The organism is Carnobacterium alterfunditum DSM 5972, from assembly GCF_000744115.1.
GTDB lineage: Bacteria > Bacillota > Bacilli > Lactobacillales > Carnobacteriaceae > Carnobacterium_B > Carnobacterium_B alterfunditum.
The window spans coordinates 1,017,349-1,034,576 of record NZ_JQLG01000004.1 but is presented as its reverse complement, the minus strand read 5'-3'; the positions used below and the strand labels follow the sequence as shown (position 1 = coordinate 1,034,576).

Here is a 17,228-nt window from a genome sequence, read left to right as displayed (position 1 = left end):
ACCCATGGGTCGTAGTCTTAAAAAAGGACCTTTTGTCGATGAACACTTAATGAAAAAAATGAATGCACTGGCTGAAAGCGGAAAGAAATCTGTCGTTAAAACTTGGTCACGTCGTTCAACAATTTTCCCGAGTTTCATTGGTTACACAATCGCAGTCTATGATGGTCGTAAACATGTACCAGTTTATATTCAAGAAGACATGGTCGGACACAAATTAGGTGAATTTGCACCAACAAGAACATACCGCGGTCACACTGCGGATGATAAAAAAACTAAACGTTAATTTTGAGAGGAGGATAACTCGATATGGCAGAACAAATTACAGAAGCTAAGGCAACTGCAAAAACTGTTCGCATTGCAGCTCGTAAAGTTCGTTTAGTTGTCGATCTTATTAGAGGGAAGAGCATCGGGGAGGCAATTTCAATTTTGAAATTCACTCCACGCGGTGCTTCACCAGCAATCGAAAAAGTTTTGATGTCAGCAATTGCTAACGCAGAACATAACTACGATTTAGACGTAGAAAACTTGGTAGTAAGCGAAGCTTATGTTAACGAAGGACCAACGATGAAACGTTTCCGTCCACGTGCAAAAGGTTCAGCTGCTCCAATCTTGAAACGCACAAGCCACATTACAGTTGTGGTATCTGAAAAAAAGGAGGGGTAATCTGTGGGTCAAAAAATTAATCCAACAGGCTTACGTGTAGGTATTATCCGCGATTGGGATTCTAAATGGTATGCAGAAAAAGATTTTGCAAACTTTTTACACGAAGATATCGCTATCCGCGAATATATTGCAAAAAAACTAAGCGAAGCTTCTGTTTCTAAAGTTGAAATTGAACGTGCTGCTAACCGTGTTAACGTTTCAGTACACACTGCTAAACCAGGAATGGTAATTGGTAAAGGTGGATCTGAAGTTGATGCATTACGTAAAAAATTAAATGATTTAACAGGCAAACGAGTTCACATCAACATCGTGGAAATCAAACGCCCTGACTTAGACGCTAAATTAGTTGCTGAAGGAATTGCTACTCAACTAGAAAGCCGTGTTGCTTTCCGTCGTGCTCAAAAACAAGCTATCCAACGCACAATGCGTTCTGGAGCTAAAGGAATCAAAACAATGGTTTCTGGCCGTTTAAATGGTGCAGATATCGCTCGTAGCGAAACACATTCAGAAGGAACTGTTCCACTTCATACATTGCGTGCCGATATCGACTACGCATGGGAAGAAGCAGCTACAACTTACGGTAAACTAGGCATCAAAGTTTGGATCTACCGTGGAGAAGTTCTTCCTGTAAAAAAGAACACTGAGAAAGGAGGGAAATAATCATGTTAGTACCTAAACGTGTAAAATTCCGTCGTGAGTTTAGAGGTAAAATGCGCGGTGAAGCTAAAGGTGGGAAAGAAGTAACTTTTGGTGAATGGGGTTTACAGGCTCTAGAGTCAAAATGGATCACAAACCGTCAGATTGAAGCATCTCGTATCGCAATGACACGTTACATGAAACGTGGTGGGAAAGTATGGATTAAAATCTTCCCTCATAAATCATATACGTCTAAAGCTATTGGAGTTCGTATGGGTTCTGGTAAAGGGGCACCTGAAGGTTGGGTCTCACCAGTAAAACGTGGTAAAATCATGTTTGAAGTTGATGGAGTTTCAGAAGAAGTAGCTCGTGAAGCACTTCGTTTAGCTTCTCATAAACTTCCCATTAAAACTAAGATTGTAAAACGTAAAGAAATTGGTGGTGAATCGAATGAAAGCTAATGAACTTAAAGAGTTAACCACTGCTGAAATGGTTGAAAAAGAAAAAGCATTTAAAGAAGAGTTATTCAATCTAAGATTCCAGTTAGCTACTGGCCAACTAGAAAATACTGCTCGCTTAAGTGAAGTTCGCAAATCGATTGCACGCATTAAAACTGCGTTACGTCAAGCGGAATTACAAAAATAGTTGATTGGCAAAGGAGGTCACCGTACAATGAGCGAAGAACGTAACCAACGCAAAGTATATCAAGGTCGTGTCGTTTCTGACAAAATGGATAAAACAATTGTTGTCGTAATTGAAACTCAAAAGAAACACAGCCGTTACGGTAAACGTATTAAATACTCTAAAAAATATAAAGCACATGATGAAAACAGTACTGCCAAAATTGGCGATATCGTAAAAATTATGGAAACTCGTCCGTTATCATCTACTAAACATTTCCGTTTATTAGAAGTTGTTGAAGAATCTGTTACTATTTAAGGTTTACAACAAATAACCTAGTTTCCCAATCTGGAAGGAGGATACAACCGTGATCCAAACAGAAAGTCGTTTGAGAGTTGCAGATAACTCAGGAGCTCGTGAAGTCTTAACTATTAAAGTTTTAGGCGGATCAGGCCGTAAAACTGCTAACATTGGTGATGTTATTGTTTGTACTGTAAAACATGCAACACCAGGTGGCGTTGTCAAAAAAGGTGAAGTCGTTCGTGCAGTTATCGTTCGTACTAAATCAGGAGCTCGTCGTGCAGATGGTTCATACATTAAATTTGATGAAAATGCATGTGTAATCATCCGTGACGATAAGAGCCCACGTGGAACTCGTATCTTTGGACCAGTTGCTCGCGAATTGCGTGACAACAACTTCATGAAGATCGTTTCACTTGCTCCAGAAGTTCTTTAATAATTTACCATCCACAAAGGAGGTGCGTGTAAGACATGTACATTAAAACAGGTGATAAAGTAAAAGTTATTACTGGCAAAGACAAAGGGACCGAAGCTGTTGTATTAAAAGCTTTTCCTAAAAAAGATCGTGTAATCGTAGAAGGCGTTAATGTTATGAAAAAACATCAAAAACCTAATTCAGCGAATCCACAAGGTGGAATCATTGAAATGGAAGCCCCTATACACGTTTCGAATGTTATGCTTATAGATGCTTCAACTGGCGAACCAACTCGTGTTGGCTTTAAAGTAGAAGAAGGTAAAAAAGTACGTATTTCTAAAAAAACCGGTGAAGTTTTAGATAAATAATAGATAAGGAAGGAGGTATGAACTTCATGAACCGCCTTAAAGAAAAGTATATCAAAGAAGTAACACCATCAATGGTAGAAAAATTTGGTTACAAATCAATCATGCAAACACCTCAAGTAAATAAAATCGTTATTAACATGGGTGTGGGTGATGCTGTATCAAATGCTAAAAACTTAGATAAAGCTGTTGAAGAATTAACAGTAATTTCTGGTCAAAAACCATTGATCACTAAAGCTAAAAAATCAATTGCTGGCTTCCGTTTACGCGAAGGTATGCCAATTGGAACTAAAGTAACACTACGTGGAGACAGAATGTACGATTTCTTAGATAAATTGGTTTCTGTTTCACTTCCTCGTGTACGTGATTTTCACGGAATAAGCAATAAATCTTTTGATGGACGAGGTAACTACACATTAGGAGTTAAAGAACAATTAATCTTCCCGGAAGTTGACTACGATAAAGTAGACAAAACTCGCGGAATGGACATTGTTATTGTAACTACTGCTAATACAGATGAAGAATCTCGTGAACTTTTAACACAACTTGGAATGCCATTCCAAAAATAATAATAGGAGGCGAACTACGTGGCTAAAAAATCACTAATTGCTAAAAACAAACGCCCTGCTAAATTCTCAACTCAAGCATATACTCGTTGTGAACGCTGTGGACGCCCACACTCAGTTTACCGCAAATTTAAACTTTGCCGTATTTGCGTCCGTGAACTTGCCTATAAAGGACAAATTCCAGGCATGAAAAAAGCAAGCTGGTAATACGATACTCGCATAAAGGAGGCTAAATTCAATGGTCATGACAGATCCGATTGCAGATTTTTTAACTCGCGTACGTAATGCTAACCAAGCACGTCACGAGTCATTAGAAGCACCTGCATCAAAAATTAAAAAAGACATTGCTAACATTTTGAAACGTGAAGGTTTTATTAAAAACGTTGAATACATGGAAGATGACAAACAAGGCATCATCCGCGTTTTCTTAAAATACGGAAAAGATAACGAACGTGTTATCACAGGATTGAAACGTATCTCTAAACCAGGTTTGCGCGTTTACGCTAAAGCTGGCGAAGTACCTAAAGTTCTTAACGGACTTGGTATTGCGATCGTATCAACTTCTGAAGGTGTTATTACAGATAAAGAAGCAAGAACAAAAAATATCGGTGGCGAAATAATCGCTTACGTTTGGTAATTAGTAAGAATAATCAAGGAGGTGTATTGCTATGAGCCGTATAGGTAATAAAACAATCACTATCCCTGAAGGCGTAACGGTTACTCGTAATGAGGACATCGTTACCGTTAAGGGACCAAAAGGTGAATTGAGTCGTTCTTTCAGCCCGGTTATCACAATGAATGTAGAAGACAACGAAATTAACTTCTCTCGTCCAAATGACTTGAAAGTAAATCGTGCACTACATGGCACAATGCGTGCTAATTTAAACAACATGATTGTTGGTGTAACTGTTGGTTTTGAAAAAACATTAGAATTAGTTGGTGTTGGTTACCGCGCACAAATACAAGGTGAAAAACTTGTATTGAACGTTGGTTACTCTCATCCTGTAGAATTTATTCCAGAAGCTGGAATAACTGTTGAAGTTCCTGCAAATACTAAAGTAGTAGTTAAAGGAACGAACAAAGAGAAAGTTGGCGCTTTAGCTGCTAACATTCGTAGTATGCGTCCACCTGAACCTTACAAAGGTAAAGGAATTCGTTATTCTGACGAAGTTGTACGTCGTAAAGAAGGTAAAACAGGTAAATAATAGCCTGGCTGCCTAAAGAATCAAACATAAAATTAAAGAGGTGACAATTGTGATTACAAAACCAGACAAAAACAAACTACGTCTGAAAAGACATAGTCGTGTACGTTCTAAAATTTCTGGTACTGCAGAGTGCCCACGCTTAAACGTGTTCCGTTCTAATAAAAACATCTACGCTCAACTTATTGATGACGTAGCGGGTGTAACGCTAGCAAGTGCATCTTCATTAGACAAAGAAGTTTCAGGTGAAACAAAATCAGCACAAGCTTCAGCTGTTGGTACAGCTATCGCTAAAAGTGCTGTAGAAAAAGGTATTAAAGAAGTAGTCTTTGACCGTGGTGGATACCTTTACCATGGCCGTGTTCAAGCTTTAGCTGAAGCTGCACGCGAAAATGGACTAGAATTTTAAAAAAAGGAGGAATACCACACATGGTTTACATCGATCCAACACATTTGGAATTAGAAGATCGTGTCGTTTCAATCAATCGCGTAACTAAAGTTGTAAAAGGTGGACGTCGTTTACGTTTTGCTGCTATTGTTGTTGTCGGAGATAAAAACGGACACGTAGGTTTCGGTACTGGTAAAGCACAAGAAGTACCAGAAGCTATCCGTAAAGCAATTGAAGATGCTAAGAAGAATCTTATTGTAGTACCTATGGTTGATACTACGATTCCTCACGCAGTTATTGGTCGTTATAGCGGCGGTAACATCATAATCAAACCTGCTGTTGCCGGTTCTGGAGTTTCTGCTGGTGGTCCCGTACGTGCCGTATTGGAATTAGCTGGAGTTGCAGACGTAACAAGCAAATCATTAGGTTCAAGTACACCAATCAATATGATTCGTGCAACTGTTGATGGCCTACTACAATTGAAACGCGTTGAAGATGTTGCAAAACTTCGCGGTAAAACTGTAGAAGAAATTATAGGATAAGGAGGACATTAAGAAATGGCTAATTTAGAAATCACTTTAAAACGTAGCATTATCGGACGTCCTCAAAACCAAAGAGATACAGTTAAAGCTCTTGGCTTGAAAAAAATCAACAGTACTGTAGTTAAACCTGCCAACGAAGCTATTGTTGGTATGGTAAAGACAATCTCACATTTAGTTGACGTTAAAGAAGTATGAGAACAAGTAAGTAAACTTTAATTTAAGGAGGTGCCTAATCTATATGAAACTTCATGAATTACAACCCGCAGAAGGATCTCGTAAAGTGCGTAATCGCGTTGGACGTGGGACTTCATCAGGTAACGGTAAAACATCAGGTCGTGGCCAAAAAGGACAAAACTCTCGTTCAGGTGGTGGCGTACGTTTAGGATTTGAAGGTGGACAAACACCATTATTCCGTCGTGTACCAAAACGTGGATTTACAAATATCAATCGTAAAGAATTTGCTGTTGTGAATCTTGATGCTCTAAACCGCTTCGAAGATGGAACAATCGTAACACCAGCATTATTCATAGAAACAAAAGTTGTCAAATCTGAAAAATCAGGGATTAAAGTTTTGGGTAATGGTAAAGTTGAACGTAAACTTACTGTTCAAGCAAGCAAATTCTCCAAAGCAGCTAAAGAAGCTATTGAAGCTGCTGGTGGTTCAATTGAGGTGATCTAAATGATCAAACTACTTATAGAGTCCTTTAAAGCAAAGGACATTCGAAGTAGAATTCTCTTCACTTTAAGTATTTTGATCGTATTCAGACTTGGAACCAAAATAACGGTTCCCGGTGTTAATGCGGCTGCTTTACAAGATCTATCCTCAAATAGTTCTTTGTTCAGTTTGTTAAATACATTTGGTGGGGGAGCATTAGACAGTTATTCTATTTTTGCGCTAGGTGTTTCTCCGTATATCACCGCCTCAATTGTTGTTCAACTGTTACAGATGGATATTATTCCTAAGCTTGCTGAATGGGCAAAACAAGGCGAAGTAGGTCGTAGAAAATTAAATCAAGTTACAAGATACTTAACGGTTGGTTTGGCTTTTGTTCAAGCAATCGGTATCTCGTACGGATTTAACGCTCTAACGGGATCTGGATTGGTTCTCAATCCCGGCACGGATACTTACCTTATGATTGCCGTTATGCTAACTGCCGGAACAATGTTGGTTATGTGGCTTGGTGAGCAAATTACAGTTAAAGGCTTTGGTAACGGGATATCAATGATTATCTTTTCAGGTATCATTGCTCGAGTACCTTCTGATTTAAGTGGCTTTTACAATTCGCAAATAAGAAATGCTGGAGATGAAATGGCGCAAGCTATTCTCTTCTCGGTCTTAATTGCCATTGCTTTTGTAGCAATTGTTGTAACCGTCGTTTATGTCGAAAATGCAAAAAGAAAGATTCCTGTTCAATACTCAAAACGCTCAGCTGGCTCAGGTCAGGACACTCACTTGCCGTTAAAAGTAAATTCAGCTGGTGTTATTCCAGTAATTTTTGCAAGTTCATTTATTATGACACCACAAACGATCTTAGGATTCTTTAGTGCTTCGAATGCAGATGCACAGTGGTTTATTATTTTAAATAAAGTTTTTAATTTGCAAGAACCAATCGGAGCAGTTATTTATACTCTTTTAATTGTAGTCTTTACTTATTTCTATGCATTCATTCAAGTGAATCCAGAGAAAGTCGCTGAGAATTTACAAAAACAAGGCGGATATATTCCTAGTGTGCGCCCTGGAAAACCCACTCAAGATTTTATTTCAACAACGTTATCACAGTTGAGTACAGTCGGAGCGGTCTATCTGGGTGTTATTGCAATACTGCCTATACTTGCGTCAAACATTTGGGATTTACCTCAATCTGTTTCTCTAGGTGGTACCAGCCTACTTATCGTAGTTGGTGTTGCATTAGAACTTATGAGACAACTTGAAGGTCAAATGTCTAAAAAAAGTTATCAAGGCTTTATACAATAAGAAGTAAGTGTTGGGGATTTTCCTCGGCACTCATTCTTACATTTAAGGAGGGAAATTATGAATCTCATTTTAATGGGTCTTCCTGGTGCAGGAAAAGGAACGCAAGCTGAACAAATTGTTGACACATATCATGTGCCGCATATTTCAACAGGGGATATGTTCCGAGCTGCAATCAAAAATGAAACAGCCTTAGGATTAGAAGCTAAAGCTTATATGGACAAAGGTGATTTGGTGCCTGATGAAGTTACAAACGGAATTGTAAAAGAACGTTTGGCTGAAGCAGATACTGAAAATGGATTTTTATTAGATGGTTTTCCAAGAACGCTTAACCAAGCGCACGCTTTGGAAGAAATTTTAAAAGATCTAAACAAAAAATTAGATGCTGTTGTTTACATCAGTGTTAATAAAGATATTTTAATGCAACGTTTAACTGGACGGATCATTTGTCGTTCATGTGGCGCGACTTATCATAAAATCAATAAACCACCAGTGGTTGAAGGTACTTGTGATCGTTGTGGCGGACATGATTTCTATCAAAGAGACGACGATAAACCTGAAACAGTTGAAAATCGTATTAGTGTTAACCTTGAGTTGACCGAACCTTTACTAGACTTTTATAAAGAACGTAATGTGTTGTACACTGTAAATGGTGAAGAAGATGTTAAAGATGTTTTTAAAAATGTCCAAAACATAATTGAGAACGCTAAGTAATTGAACAGAGGAACAATGGCTTCATTATTTTCTTGATATAAATCACTGCCAGCTAACTCACGATTAAAGTTGTTTGATTAGTAATCGAGCGAGGCTACTTGTCACTATATTTAATTTGTGGTACAATATTCGAGGTGTTGACATTTCAATGCTGATATGTTGTGTTATTATAAGAAGATTAAAAAAATAGAAGGTGAGGGCTAAGTGCGCTCACTGTTTATCGCGTGAAAATGCGAAACAATTTTAAGGAGGTACTAGGCGTGGCGAAAGACGATGTCATTGAAATTGAAGGAATAGTCGTTGAAACTTTGCCGAATGCAATGTTTAAAGTCGAACTTGAAAATGGCCATGTTGTATTGGCTCACGTTTCAGGTAAAATCCGAATGCACTACATTAGAATCCTACCAGGAGACAAAGTAACAGTTGAGTTGTCCCCGTACGATTTATCACGTGGTCGCATAACTTATCGCTTTAAATAATTGTACTCCGTCAATAAAATAGGAGGTATAGTTCATGAAAGTAAGACCATCAGTAAAGAAAATTTGTGACAAATGCAAAGTTATCCGTCGTAAAGGACGTGTTATGGTGATTTGCGAAAACCCTAAACACAAACAACGCCAAGGATAATCATTTTAAAAAAACAGGAGGTGTAATTGTTAATGGCTCGTATTGCAGGTGTAGATGTTCCGCGTGATAAACGTGTAGTAATTTCTCTAACTTATATATATGGAATCGGTAAAAACACAGCTCAAGAAATATTAAAAGAAGCTGGCGTATCAGAAGAAATTCGTGTACGTGAATTGTCAAATGATCAATTAGACGCTATTCGTGCGACAGTTGATAAATTAAAAGTTGAAGGTGACCTTCGTCGTGAAGTAAGCCAAGATATCAAACGATTGATTGAAATCGGATCATACCGAGGTATACGTCATCGCCGTGGTTTACCAGTTCGTGGACAAAACACGAAAAACAACGCGCGTACTCGTAAAGGCCCAGCTAAATCAATTACAGGCAAGAAAAAATAAAACACTAGTAAGGAGGTAACCTCATGGCAAAAAAAGTTACACGTAAACGTCGTGTTAAAAAGAATGTAGAAAGCGGAGTTGCACATATTCGTTCTACTTTTAATAATACGATTGTAATGATTACAGATGTACATGGAAATGCGATTGCATGGTCTTCAGCCGGAGCTTTAGGATTCCGCGGATCAAAAAAATCTACTCCATTTGCAGCACAAATGGCTGCAGAAGCAGCTGCTAAAGTAAGTATGGAAAACGGAATGAAAACTGTAGAAGTTGCAGTTAAAGGACCAGGTTCTGGTCGTGAAGCAGCAATCCGTTCTTTACAAGCTACAGGTCTAGAAGTTACAGCAATTCGTGACGTAACTCCAATTCCTCATAATGGATGCCGCCCTCCAAAACGCCGTCGTGTTTAATTGAGAGCCGCTTCATTTATTGTAGGTAGCACTCATTAACATGAACTTAACGTTTTGAAAGGGGTATAGATAGAATGATCGAAATTGAGAAACCAAGAATTGAAACGATTGAGATAAGCGATGATGCCAAGTTTGGTAAATTCGTTGTAGAACCACTTGAACGCGGTTATGGTACAACGCTAGGTAACTCACTACGTCGTATTTTGTTGTCTTCTCTTCCAGGAGCAGCAGTAACTACTATTCAAATTGATGGTGTATTACATGAATTTTCAACTGTCGATGGTGTTGTTGAAGATGTAACATCAATCATTTTAAATATTAAAAAACTTGCTCTCAAGTTATATTCTGGTGAAGACAAGACGATTGAAATCGATGTTAAAGGTCCAGCTGTTGTAACAGCAGCCGATATCATTTATGATAGCGATGTTGAAATTTTAAATCCTGACTTGTACATTTGTACAGTTGCAGAAGGCGCACGTTTCCATATACGCATGACAGCAAAATCAGGACGAGGATATGTAAGAGCTGAACATAATAAACAAGATGATATGCCTATCGGCGTATTGCCAATCGATTCAATTTACACCCCTGTCAGTCGCGTGAATTATCAAGTTGAGAATACTCGAGTGGGTCAAAAAAATATTTCTGACAAATTAACACTTGATGTTTGGGCCGATGGTTCAATTAGTCCAGAAGAAGCTGTAAGTCTAGCAGCTAAAATTCTTACAGAACATTTAAACGTTTTTGTAAATCTAACTGACGAAGCTCGTAAAGCTGAAATCATGGTAGAAAAAGAAGAAACGCATAAAGAAAAAATGCTTGAAATGACGATTGAAGAACTTGATCTATCTGTTCGTTCATACAACTGTTTGAAACGTGCTGGAATCAATTCTGTTCAAGAGTTAACTGATAAAACTGAAGCTGAAATGATTAAAGTACGTAATCTAGGACGTAAATCACTTGAAGAAGTGAAATTTAAGTTAGCTGAATTAGACTTAAACTTACGCCAAGACGACTAGTACTGTAACAAGGGAGGAAATGTACAATGGGTTACCGTAAATTAGGACGTACAAGTTCACAACGTAAAGCAATGCTACGCGACTTAACTTCTGATTTGATCATCAACGAACGCATCGTAACAACTGAAGCTCGTGCTAAAGAAGTCCGTAAATCAACTGAAAAGATGATTACTTTAGGCAAAAAAGGCGATTTACATGCACGCCGTCAAGCTGCAGAATACGTACGCAATGAAGTCGCTTCTGTTAAAGAAGAAGGCGAAGATATCGTTGTTCAATCAGTCTTACAGAAATTATTTAGCGATGTTGCTCCACGTTACGCTGAGCGTCAAGGTGGATACACACGTATCATGAAAACTCAACCACGTCGCGGCGATGCTGCACCAATGGTTATTATTGAATTAGTTTAATTTTGAAGATGCTGCTAAAATAACGAGTTGCCGCGTGTATTTAGTGCATATGAAAAATAGTTAAGTTCAATTTGCTTCACTTTTTGGATGTATGTAAAGAGTGTTATGATGATGGGATCAATAAACTTTGGTCCTAAGTCTAGCTCGAAACTTCTCTTGAACTGAGATTGCTCATTCAAGAGGGGTAAATTCATCAAAAGAAAGTGATTTTTTTTTGTCTTAAGAAAGGGAACAAATAGGTGGGGGTGTCCATATATTTGTTTCCTTTTTTAGTATAAAAAGATATATATGCTAATCAGTAGCAAAGTCGTGTGATTGCCTGCTTCATGGATAAAGGGTAAAAAAAAGCTCGATGACAGAGAAGTGGATAAGTAAATAGGTGTCACTTGTTCGTGAAACCATTTTTCATGGATGAGTGAGACCTAAAAGACATGTCACTCTTGCGTCAAGGTGGCTCTCATGAACAAGTAGAGCCATAAAATGTGTTCACTCATCCATGAAAGAGGAAATCAATTTTAAAATAAGGTTTTTTTCATGAAAATATTAAAAATTCTGTTAAATAATGTCATGACACCCCCCGAAAAAGATTGTGTAATGTTATACTGTTAAGGCAATAAGTGATTTAAGAGTTAACAAAAGGGGCAAACTTTAAGCTTATTGCAACGTGCCTTATTTTTTGTTAGGCTTAACTAACTTTGTATTTAAAAAACTGGATGAGAAAGCATTCTTTTTTCAGTGTAAAGAACGTGAGGAATGTTCAATGGATAAAATCATAACGTTAAAAGATATCTCTTATCAGTATCATGAAACTGATGATAGACCAGCGCTAAGCAATATCTCTCTGTCAATCGAAGAAGGCGAGTGGATCGCGATCATTGGTCATAATGGTTCTGGTAAATCAACGCTTGCAAAGACCATTAATGGATTGGTTGCTCCTAGTCAAGGTGAGGTGACGGTTGGCGGGCTTATTTTAAGCGAAGAAAACATTTGGGATATCCGTGAAATGGTTGGAATGGTTTTTCAAAACCCGGATAATCAATTTGTGGGATCGACCGTGCAAGATGACGTTGCCTTTGGACTAGAAAACCAAGGCATTCCTAGAGACGAAATGATCGAACGCGTTAAAAGTGCGATCACACGAGTAAACATGCAAGATTTTATGGAAAAAGAACCGGCTCGTTTGTCTGGTGGACAAAAACAGCGAGTAGCCATTGCAGGTGTAGTAGCTTTGCGCCCGCAGATCATTATTTTGGATGAAGCTACCAGTATGCTTGACCCTCAAGGCAGACAAGAAGTTCTGGCTACGGTCAAGGAAATCAAAGAAAAAGCGAATTTAACCGTTATATCGATTACACATGACATCGATGAAGCGGCAAATGCCAATCGAGTGTTAGTGATGAAAAATGGTGAATTAGTAAAAGAAGGAACGCCTGAAGAGATTTTCTCTTATGGCGAACAACTCATTGAAATGGGCCTTGATCTGCCATTTGCTGAAAAGCTGAAAAGTGATCTGCGAGATCGCGGTATCGAGGTCCCAGCAGACTATTTGACTGAGGAAGGGATGGTGGACTGGCTATGGACATTACTTTCGAAAAAGTAGGCTATACCTACCAAAAAGGAACACCTTTCCAAAATAAAGCCCTTTATGATATCGATTTACATATCAAAGAAGGCAGCTTTACAGCTCTAGTAGGTCACACCGGTAGTGGGAAATCGACCGTGCTGCAACATTTGAATGCACTGATGAAACCAAGTGAAGGAACAGTGACCATTGGCGACCGTGTCATCACATCACAATCAAACAATAAGAATTTGAAAGGCATCCGCAAGAAAGTGGGGATCGTCTTCCAATTTCCTGAATCGCAATTATTCGAAGAAACTGTCGCAAAGGATATCGCTTTTGGACCAAAAAACTTTGGCGCTACTGAAGAAGAGGGCATTGTGTTAGCTAAGCGTATGCTGCCAATTGTGGGCTTAGATGAATCTTATATGGAACGCTCACCCTTTGACCTGTCTGGTGGCCAAATGAGACGTGTGGCAATTGCCGGCGTTTTAGCGATGGAACCTGAAGTGTTGGTCTTAGATGAACCGACTGCTGGTCTAGACCCGCAAGGACGAAAAGAAATGATGGATATGTTCTATCGATTATACCGTACGCAAGGATTGACGATCATCTTGGTCACACATCAAATGGATGACGTAGCAAATTACGCAGATCATATGGTGGTACTTGAAAAAGGTACGGTCATTAAAGAAGGTGCGCCTAAAGACGTGTTTAAAGACGCAGCTTGGCTTGAATCGAAACAATTAGGTGTTCCTGCCACAGTTTCATTCGGAAGCCTCTTGAGCCAAAAAACAGGTCTTGTCTTCAATGGATTGCCATTAACAACAGCTGATTTAGCGGATGAGATCGCTAAAGCCTTGAAACAGCAGCCAAATGATTCAAAAGCAGGTGATGCCGAATGATGGATAAATTGATTTTTGGCCGTTACATTCCTGGGGATTCGTGGATCCATAAATTAGATCCGCGTGCCAAACTCCTAAGTACTGTTATTTTTATCGGGATCATATTCCTAGCCAATAATTGGCAAACCTATCTGCTGTTATTGCTGTTCGCATTAACAGCGATCCGCTTATCGACGATCAAGTTGAGTTTCTTTATCAATGGCATCAAGCCGCTGATCTGGCTGATCCTCTTTACGGTCGTCCTGCAAGTGCTCTTTACAGGTGGAAGTACGGTCTACTTTGATTGGGGTCCGATCATCATCTCTCGAGAAGGTTTGCTGAACGGAGTCTTCATCTTTTGCCGCTTTGTCTTGATCATCTTCATGTCGACATTGCTGACATTGACCACTATGCCGTTATCATTAACGGATGCGATCGAATATTTATTGCGTCCTTTGAAAGTTGTTAAAGTACCTGTCTATGAAATTGCCTTGATGTTGTCGATCGCATTGCGCTTTGTGCCGACATTGATGGATGAAACAGAAAAAATTATGAATGCCCAACGCGCTCGTGGAGTCGATTTTGGAGAAGGCAATATTTTTCAACAAATGAAAGCCATCGTTCCGATTTTGATCCCATTATTCGTCAGTTCCTTTAACCGTGCGGAAGAATTGGCAACAGCCATGGAGGCCAGAGGGTACAAGGGCGGCGAAGGACGAACGAAATACCGTCAGCTCGAGTGGGTCTCACGTGACACGACCGCTATGATGGCGTATGCTTTACTGACAGTCGGATTAGTCGTATTGCGAAATTGATGCAAGAGGAAAAAGAACCTTTCTGCTAAGCTATGAAAGGTTCTTTGACTTTTAATGCCCTAAGAACAAGTTAGTTTAAAAGGAGTTGAACAAATGGAATGGATACGGTATAAAATGATCGTGGAATACGACGGAACACATTTTGCTGGGTTTCAAATCCAAACACACGATCGTACAGTGCAAGGCGAGATCCAAAAAGCTTTGAAAATCATGACTAAAGGCACAAAAGTGATCATTTACGGATCAGGACGGACCGATTCTGGGGTACACGCAAAAGGACAAGTCATTCATTTTGATTACCCGTTTATGATCCCAGCTAAAAATATGCAGCGTGCATTGAACAGTTTAACGACGGATGAGATTTTTGTGAAAGACGTTTCGATCGTCGAGACTGATTTTCATGCCCGCTACAATACATCTGGAAAGAAATACCAATACCGTATCGATTTAAACGAGATCTCAGATCCGTTTAAACGAATGTATACGTTGCATCACCCTTATCGGATCGATATGGAAAAATTAGAAAATGCGTTAAAAGATATTGAAGGAAAACACGATTTTTCCAGTTTTTGTGCCAGCAACAGCGGCAGAGAAAACAAAGTACGCACGGTCTATGAAGCCAGTGTCATAAAAGATGTCTTCAACAATGAATTGATCTTTACTTTTAGGGGAAACGGCTTTTTGTACAATATGGTCCGCATATTTGTCGGCACGTTACTGCAAATTGCCAATGGTCTGCGCCCAGCAGATGAAATCAAACGGCTGCTGGCAGTCCAAGACCGCGATGAAGCTGGTCCAACTGCTAAACCTCAAGGATTGTATTTGATGGAAGTCTATTATAAAGCATCAGAAGCTGTAAAAGACTCCGATCATCAAGAAGGCATTGTAGTAGAAAAGCAGGTGCAGAATGAATTGGATCATTCGGTTAAGTGAACAAAAAGACTTTCCCCAATTGAGAACCATTGAAAATCAAATCTGGCATTCAGGTAATACGCCCCATGTGACGACTTATGAAACAGTAGCGGACTACCAGAAGCATTATTCCGCTGGTTCCCAACTAGTCGCATTAGCAGCCGACAGCCAAGAAATCGCAGGATTTTTAGGATTCCATCCACCAACTAACTTGATGGCTCACCAGAAGGTATGGGGAGTCGATGTAGGCGTTCACCCAGCTTTTCAAGGTAAAGGTGTAGGAACAGATTTGCTAACGGCTATCAAGGCTTTAGCGGTTAAACAAGGCATCCATAAATTAAGCTTGCGCGTATTGTCTACGAACCCGGCAGCGATCCACTTGTATCAAAAAAACGGCTTTCAAGTAGAAGGGCGTTTGAAAAATGAATTTTGGATCGAAGGCCAGTTTATTGATGATCTATTGATGGCTTACTTTTTAGATTAGTCGTTACAGTTGATATGAAAAGTTCGTAGCTTTAAAAAATAGAGCAGTACAAACTAAATAGTGTAGGTAGATCAAACTAAAATTTCTTCTGGAATGGACGGGTTTGCTTGTGGAGAGCTATGGGAGCGTCTGAAGCCAGTAGTCTTCAGACTTTTAAGCCTCAAACAAAGCATAAGCGCTAAAGCGTTAATGCTCTGTAATTCGCATTAAATCCTTGACATAGCTACAAGCAACCCCTATTCCGCCAGAAATTACAACTAAACTTGTGACACCATACCCAGTGCTAAAAATATAAAATCGATAAGCCTATCCAAAATTTTCAAGTTATGAAAAAATCAATTTATTTCTATTAAAATAATTGACAAAATTCATTATAAAGGTTAAAATATTAGATGGTATTGTTTGCCCCCACGATGAGCCCCGGAAACTTATTGTGCATTCAAACAAACAGATAAGAATATGGAGGAATAAAACGTGCGTACAACTTATATGGCAAAACCAAATGAAGTAGAACGTAAATGGTATGTGGTAGACGCAACTGATATCCCAATGGGACGTATGTCAAGTGTTGTCGCAGCTATTTTACGTGGAAAAAATAAACCAACTTATACACCAAATGTTGATACAGGTGATTTCGTAATCATAATCAACGCTGACAAAACGAAATTAACTGGTAAAAAAGCAACTGACAAAATCTATTACCGTAACATCGATGGTAATCCAGGTGGATTGAAACAAATCTCTGCTGGTGCATTACGTACTAAAGATTCTCGTAAATTAATCGAATTGTCTGTCAAAGGTATGCTTCCTAAAAATACTTTAGGTCGCGCTCAAGGCATGAAATTACATGTTTACGGTGGAGCAGAACACAATCACCAAGCGCAATTACCTGAAGTATTAGACATCACAAACTTAATTTAAGGAGGGAATATCGATGGCACAAGCACAATATATTGCAACAGGAAGACGTAAAAATTCAACTGCCCGTGTACGTTTAGTACCAGGTACTGGAAAAATCATCATGAACAAAAAAGACATCACTGAATATATCCCATTCCCATATTTACACGAAGTTGTTAAACAACCTTTAGCTCTTACAGAAACTTTAGGTAGCTACGACGTACATGTAAACGTAAATGGTGGTGGATTCACTGGACAATCAGGAGCAGCCCGTCACGGGATCTCTCGTGCGTTACTACAAGTTGATCCAGACTTCCGTACTGCTTTAAAAGCAGCAGGTCTGTTAACTCGTGACCCACGTATGGTTGAACGTAAAAAACCAGGTCTTAAAAAAGCTCGTAAAGCTTCACAATTCTCAAAACGTTAA

General features: G+C 39.1%; 31 protein-coding genes. All 31 read left to right on the top strand.

Annotated elements, in window-relative coordinates; genetic code table 11:
• Positions 1 to 4: 4 nt before the first annotated feature.
• The 31 genes from rpsS (at position 5) to rpsI (ending at position 17,228) form a co-directional block, all read left to right on the top strand.
• Complete coding sequence (rpsS, locus tag BR50_RS05385; RefSeq protein WP_034546929.1) at positions 5 to 283, top strand: 30S ribosomal protein S19; 279 nt, start codon at positions 5 to 7, stop codon at positions 281 to 283.
• A gap of 23 nt (positions 284 to 306) precedes the next feature.
• Complete coding sequence (gene rplV / locus BR50_RS05380; RefSeq protein ID WP_013712029.1) at positions 307 to 663, top strand: 50S ribosomal protein L22; 357 nt, start codon at positions 307 to 309, stop codon at positions 661 to 663.
• A 3-nt stretch (positions 664 to 666) separates the two neighbouring features.
• Positions 667 to 1,323, top strand: coding sequence for a 30S ribosomal protein S3 (rpsC, locus tag BR50_RS05375; protein ID WP_034546928.1), 657 nt, complete (start codon positions 667 to 669; stop codon positions 1,321 to 1,323).
• A 2-nt stretch (positions 1,324 to 1,325) separates the two neighbouring features.
• Positions 1,326 to 1,760 (top strand): 50S ribosomal protein L16, encoded by a 435-nt coding sequence (rplP, locus tag BR50_RS05370; protein ID WP_034546927.1) that lies wholly within the window; start codon positions 1,326 to 1,328, stop codon positions 1,758 to 1,760.
• Positions 1,750 to 1,944 (top strand): 50S ribosomal protein L29, encoded by a 195-nt coding sequence (gene rpmC / locus BR50_RS05365; RefSeq protein WP_013712026.1) that lies wholly within the window; start codon positions 1,750 to 1,752, stop codon positions 1,942 to 1,944. The genes rplP and rpmC overlap by 11 nt, the downstream gene beginning before the upstream one ends.
• Before the next feature lie 27 nt (positions 1,945 to 1,971).
• Entirely contained in the window at positions 1,972 to 2,238 is a 267-nt protein-coding gene (rpsQ, locus tag BR50_RS05360; protein ID WP_034546926.1) for a 30S ribosomal protein S17, read from the top strand.
• Positions 2,239 to 2,287: 49 nt separating this feature from the next.
• Positions 2,288 to 2,656, top strand: a complete 369-nt coding sequence (gene rplN / locus BR50_RS05355; protein WP_034546924.1) for a 50S ribosomal protein L14 — start codon at positions 2,288 to 2,290, stop codon at positions 2,654 to 2,656.
• Between the two features lie 35 nt (positions 2,657 to 2,691).
• A complete protein-coding gene (gene rplX, locus BR50_RS05350; protein WP_034546922.1) occupies positions 2,692 to 3,003 on the top strand; it encodes a 50S ribosomal protein L24 in 312 nt (103 codons plus the stop codon).
• A 26-nt stretch (positions 3,004 to 3,029) separates the two neighbouring features.
• Positions 3,030 to 3,569 (top strand): 50S ribosomal protein L5, encoded by a 540-nt coding sequence (gene rplE, locus BR50_RS05345; protein WP_034546920.1) that lies wholly within the window; start codon positions 3,030 to 3,032, stop codon positions 3,567 to 3,569.
• An 18-nt stretch (positions 3,570 to 3,587) separates the two neighbouring features.
• Complete coding sequence (locus tag BR50_RS05340; protein WP_007725695.1) at positions 3,588 to 3,773, top strand: type Z 30S ribosomal protein S14; 186 nt, start codon at positions 3,588 to 3,590, stop codon at positions 3,771 to 3,773.
• Positions 3,774 to 3,804: 31 nt separating this feature from the next.
• Complete coding sequence (rpsH, locus tag BR50_RS05335; RefSeq protein WP_034546918.1) at positions 3,805 to 4,203, top strand: 30S ribosomal protein S8; 399 nt, start codon at positions 3,805 to 3,807, stop codon at positions 4,201 to 4,203.
• A gap of 31 nt (positions 4,204 to 4,234) precedes the next feature.
• Complete coding sequence (rplF, locus tag BR50_RS05330) at positions 4,235 to 4,771, top strand: 50S ribosomal protein L6 (RefSeq protein WP_034546916.1); 537 nt, start codon at positions 4,235 to 4,237, stop codon at positions 4,769 to 4,771.
• 49 nt (positions 4,772 to 4,820) lie between these two features.
• Complete coding sequence (rplR, locus tag BR50_RS05325; protein WP_074200255.1) at positions 4,821 to 5,177, top strand: 50S ribosomal protein L18; 357 nt, start codon at positions 4,821 to 4,823, stop codon at positions 5,175 to 5,177.
• Positions 5,178 to 5,197: 20 nt separating this feature from the next.
• Positions 5,198 to 5,698 carry a 30S ribosomal protein S5 gene (rpsE, locus tag BR50_RS05320; RefSeq protein WP_034546912.1) on the top strand — a complete coding sequence of 167 codons (501 nt, stop codon included), beginning with the start codon at positions 5,198 to 5,200 and terminating at the stop codon, positions 5,696 to 5,698.
• 15 nt (positions 5,699 to 5,713) lie between these two features.
• Positions 5,714 to 5,893 carry a 50S ribosomal protein L30 gene (gene rpmD, locus BR50_RS05315; RefSeq protein ID WP_034546910.1) on the top strand — a complete coding sequence of 60 codons (180 nt, stop codon included), beginning with the start codon at positions 5,714 to 5,716 and terminating at the stop codon, positions 5,891 to 5,893.
• Positions 5,894 to 5,936: 43 nt separating this feature from the next.
• On the top strand, positions 5,937 to 6,377 hold the full coding sequence (gene rplO / locus BR50_RS05310) for a 50S ribosomal protein L15 (RefSeq protein WP_034546908.1): 441 nt from the start codon (positions 5,937 to 5,939) through the stop codon (positions 6,375 to 6,377).
• Positions 6,378 to 7,673 carry a preprotein translocase subunit SecY gene (gene secY / locus BR50_RS05305; protein ID WP_034546906.1) on the top strand — a complete coding sequence of 432 codons (1,296 nt, stop codon included), beginning with the start codon at positions 6,378 to 6,380 and terminating at the stop codon, positions 7,671 to 7,673.
• A 57-nt stretch (positions 7,674 to 7,730) separates the two neighbouring features.
• A complete protein-coding gene (locus tag BR50_RS05300) occupies positions 7,731 to 8,384 on the top strand; it encodes an adenylate kinase (protein WP_034546905.1) in 654 nt (217 codons plus the stop codon).
• Positions 8,385 to 8,644: 260 nt separating this feature from the next.
• Complete coding sequence (gene infA / locus BR50_RS05295; RefSeq protein WP_034546903.1) at positions 8,645 to 8,863, top strand: translation initiation factor IF-1; 219 nt, start codon at positions 8,645 to 8,647, stop codon at positions 8,861 to 8,863.
• A gap of 34 nt (positions 8,864 to 8,897) precedes the next feature.
• Positions 8,898 to 9,011: a 50S ribosomal protein L36 gene (gene rpmJ / locus BR50_RS05290; protein ID WP_007722194.1), complete on the top strand. Its 114-nt coding sequence runs from the start codon at positions 8,898 to 8,900 to the stop codon at positions 9,009 to 9,011.
• 32 nt (positions 9,012 to 9,043) lie between these two features.
• The gene (rpsM, locus tag BR50_RS05285) at positions 9,044 to 9,409 is read left to right on the top strand and encodes a 30S ribosomal protein S13 (RefSeq protein WP_034546901.1); all 366 of its coding nucleotides are present in this window, start codon (positions 9,044 to 9,046) and stop codon (positions 9,407 to 9,409) included.
• A 23-nt stretch (positions 9,410 to 9,432) separates the two neighbouring features.
• The gene (gene rpsK, locus BR50_RS05280; protein ID WP_034546899.1) at positions 9,433 to 9,819 is read left to right on the top strand and encodes a 30S ribosomal protein S11; all 387 of its coding nucleotides are present in this window, start codon (positions 9,433 to 9,435) and stop codon (positions 9,817 to 9,819) included.
• A gap of 74 nt (positions 9,820 to 9,893) precedes the next feature.
• Positions 9,894 to 10,838 carry a DNA-directed RNA polymerase subunit alpha gene (locus tag BR50_RS05275; protein WP_034546897.1) on the top strand — a complete coding sequence of 315 codons (945 nt, stop codon included), beginning with the start codon at positions 9,894 to 9,896 and terminating at the stop codon, positions 10,836 to 10,838.
• Between the two features lie 26 nt (positions 10,839 to 10,864).
• Positions 10,865 to 11,245 carry a 50S ribosomal protein L17 gene (gene rplQ, locus BR50_RS05270; protein ID WP_034546895.1) on the top strand — a complete coding sequence of 127 codons (381 nt, stop codon included), beginning with the start codon at positions 10,865 to 10,867 and terminating at the stop codon, positions 11,243 to 11,245.
• A 760-nt stretch (positions 11,246 to 12,005) separates the two neighbouring features.
• Positions 12,006 to 12,845: an energy-coupling factor ABC transporter ATP-binding protein gene (locus BR50_RS05265; protein WP_034546893.1), complete on the top strand. Its 840-nt coding sequence runs from the start codon at positions 12,006 to 12,008 to the stop codon at positions 12,843 to 12,845.
• Positions 12,821 to 13,711, top strand: coding sequence for an energy-coupling factor ABC transporter ATP-binding protein (locus BR50_RS05260; RefSeq protein ID WP_034546891.1), 891 nt, complete (start codon positions 12,821 to 12,823; stop codon positions 13,709 to 13,711). The genes BR50_RS05265 and BR50_RS05260 overlap by 25 nt, the downstream gene beginning before the upstream one ends.
• Positions 13,708 to 14,505 carry an energy-coupling factor transporter transmembrane component T family protein gene (locus BR50_RS05255; RefSeq protein WP_034546889.1) on the top strand — a complete coding sequence of 266 codons (798 nt, stop codon included), beginning with the start codon at positions 13,708 to 13,710 and terminating at the stop codon, positions 14,503 to 14,505. The genes BR50_RS05260 and BR50_RS05255 overlap by 4 nt, the downstream gene beginning before the upstream one ends.
• A 93-nt stretch (positions 14,506 to 14,598) precedes the next feature.
• Positions 14,599 to 15,438 carry a tRNA pseudouridine(38-40) synthase TruA gene (gene truA / locus BR50_RS05250; protein WP_034546887.1) on the top strand — a complete coding sequence of 280 codons (840 nt, stop codon included), beginning with the start codon at positions 14,599 to 14,601 and terminating at the stop codon, positions 15,436 to 15,438.
• A complete protein-coding gene (locus tag BR50_RS05245; protein ID WP_034546885.1) occupies positions 15,413 to 15,901 on the top strand; it encodes a GNAT family N-acetyltransferase in 489 nt (162 codons plus the stop codon). The genes truA and BR50_RS05245 overlap by 26 nt, the downstream gene beginning before the upstream one ends.
• A 474-nt stretch (positions 15,902 to 16,375) precedes the next feature.
• Complete coding sequence (rplM, locus tag BR50_RS05240; RefSeq protein ID WP_074200254.1) at positions 16,376 to 16,822, top strand: 50S ribosomal protein L13; 447 nt, start codon at positions 16,376 to 16,378, stop codon at positions 16,820 to 16,822.
• Positions 16,823 to 16,835: 13 nt separating this feature from the next.
• A complete protein-coding gene (gene rpsI, locus BR50_RS05235; RefSeq protein ID WP_034546883.1) occupies positions 16,836 to 17,228 on the top strand; it encodes a 30S ribosomal protein S9 in 393 nt (130 codons plus the stop codon).

Excerpts from the sequence above, each read along its gene's own strand:
- rpsS (WP_034546929.1), top strand. The coding sequence starts at position 5 with ATGGGTCGTAGTCTTAAAAAAGGACCTTTTGTCGATGAACACTTAATG.
- rplV (WP_013712029.1), top strand. The coding sequence starts at position 307 with ATGGCAGAACAAATTACAGAAGCTAAGGCAACTGCAAAAACTGTTCGC.
- rplP (WP_034546927.1), top strand. The coding sequence starts at position 1,326 with ATGTTAGTACCTAAACGTGTAAAATTCCGTCGTGAGTTTAGAGGTAAA.
- rpmC (WP_013712026.1), top strand. The coding sequence starts at position 1,750 with ATGAAAGCTAATGAACTTAAAGAGTTAACCACTGCTGAAATGGTTGAA.
- rpsQ (WP_034546926.1), top strand. The coding sequence starts at position 1,972 with ATGAGCGAAGAACGTAACCAACGCAAAGTATATCAAGGTCGTGTCGTT.
- rplX (WP_034546922.1), top strand. The coding sequence starts at position 2,692 with ATGTACATTAAAACAGGTGATAAAGTAAAAGTTATTACTGGCAAAGAC.
- rplE (WP_034546920.1), top strand. The coding sequence starts at position 3,030 with ATGAACCGCCTTAAAGAAAAGTATATCAAAGAAGTAACACCATCAATG.
- rpsH (WP_034546918.1), top strand. The coding sequence starts at position 3,805 with ATGGTCATGACAGATCCGATTGCAGATTTTTTAACTCGCGTACGTAAT.
- rplF (WP_034546916.1), top strand. The coding sequence starts at position 4,235 with ATGAGCCGTATAGGTAATAAAACAATCACTATCCCTGAAGGCGTAACG.
- rpsE (WP_034546912.1), top strand. The coding sequence starts at position 5,198 with ATGGTTTACATCGATCCAACACATTTGGAATTAGAAGATCGTGTCGTT.
- rpmD (WP_034546910.1), top strand. The coding sequence starts at position 5,714 with ATGGCTAATTTAGAAATCACTTTAAAACGTAGCATTATCGGACGTCCT.
- rplO (WP_034546908.1), top strand. The coding sequence starts at position 5,937 with ATGAAACTTCATGAATTACAACCCGCAGAAGGATCTCGTAAAGTGCGT.
- secY (WP_034546906.1), top strand. The coding sequence starts at position 6,378 with ATGATCAAACTACTTATAGAGTCCTTTAAAGCAAAGGACATTCGAAGT.
- BR50_RS05300 (WP_034546905.1), top strand. The coding sequence starts at position 7,731 with ATGAATCTCATTTTAATGGGTCTTCCTGGTGCAGGAAAAGGAACGCAA.
- rpmJ (WP_007722194.1), top strand. The coding sequence starts at position 8,898 with ATGAAAGTAAGACCATCAGTAAAGAAAATTTGTGACAAATGCAAAGTT.
- rpsM (WP_034546901.1), top strand. The coding sequence starts at position 9,044 with ATGGCTCGTATTGCAGGTGTAGATGTTCCGCGTGATAAACGTGTAGTA.
- rpsK (WP_034546899.1), top strand. The coding sequence starts at position 9,433 with ATGGCAAAAAAAGTTACACGTAAACGTCGTGTTAAAAAGAATGTAGAA.
- BR50_RS05275 (WP_034546897.1), top strand. The coding sequence starts at position 9,894 with ATGATCGAAATTGAGAAACCAAGAATTGAAACGATTGAGATAAGCGAT.
- rplQ (WP_034546895.1), top strand. The coding sequence starts at position 10,865 with ATGGGTTACCGTAAATTAGGACGTACAAGTTCACAACGTAAAGCAATG.
- BR50_RS05265 (WP_034546893.1), top strand. The coding sequence starts at position 12,006 with ATGGATAAAATCATAACGTTAAAAGATATCTCTTATCAGTATCATGAA.
- BR50_RS05260 (WP_034546891.1), top strand. The coding sequence starts at position 12,821 with ATGGACATTACTTTCGAAAAAGTAGGCTATACCTACCAAAAAGGAACA.
- BR50_RS05255 (WP_034546889.1), top strand. The coding sequence starts at position 13,708 with ATGATGGATAAATTGATTTTTGGCCGTTACATTCCTGGGGATTCGTGG.
- truA (WP_034546887.1), top strand. The coding sequence starts at position 14,599 with ATGGAATGGATACGGTATAAAATGATCGTGGAATACGACGGAACACAT.
- BR50_RS05245 (WP_034546885.1), top strand. The coding sequence starts at position 15,413 with ATGAATTGGATCATTCGGTTAAGTGAACAAAAAGACTTTCCCCAATTG.
- rpsI (WP_034546883.1), top strand. The coding sequence starts at position 16,836 with ATGGCACAAGCACAATATATTGCAACAGGAAGACGTAAAAATTCAACT.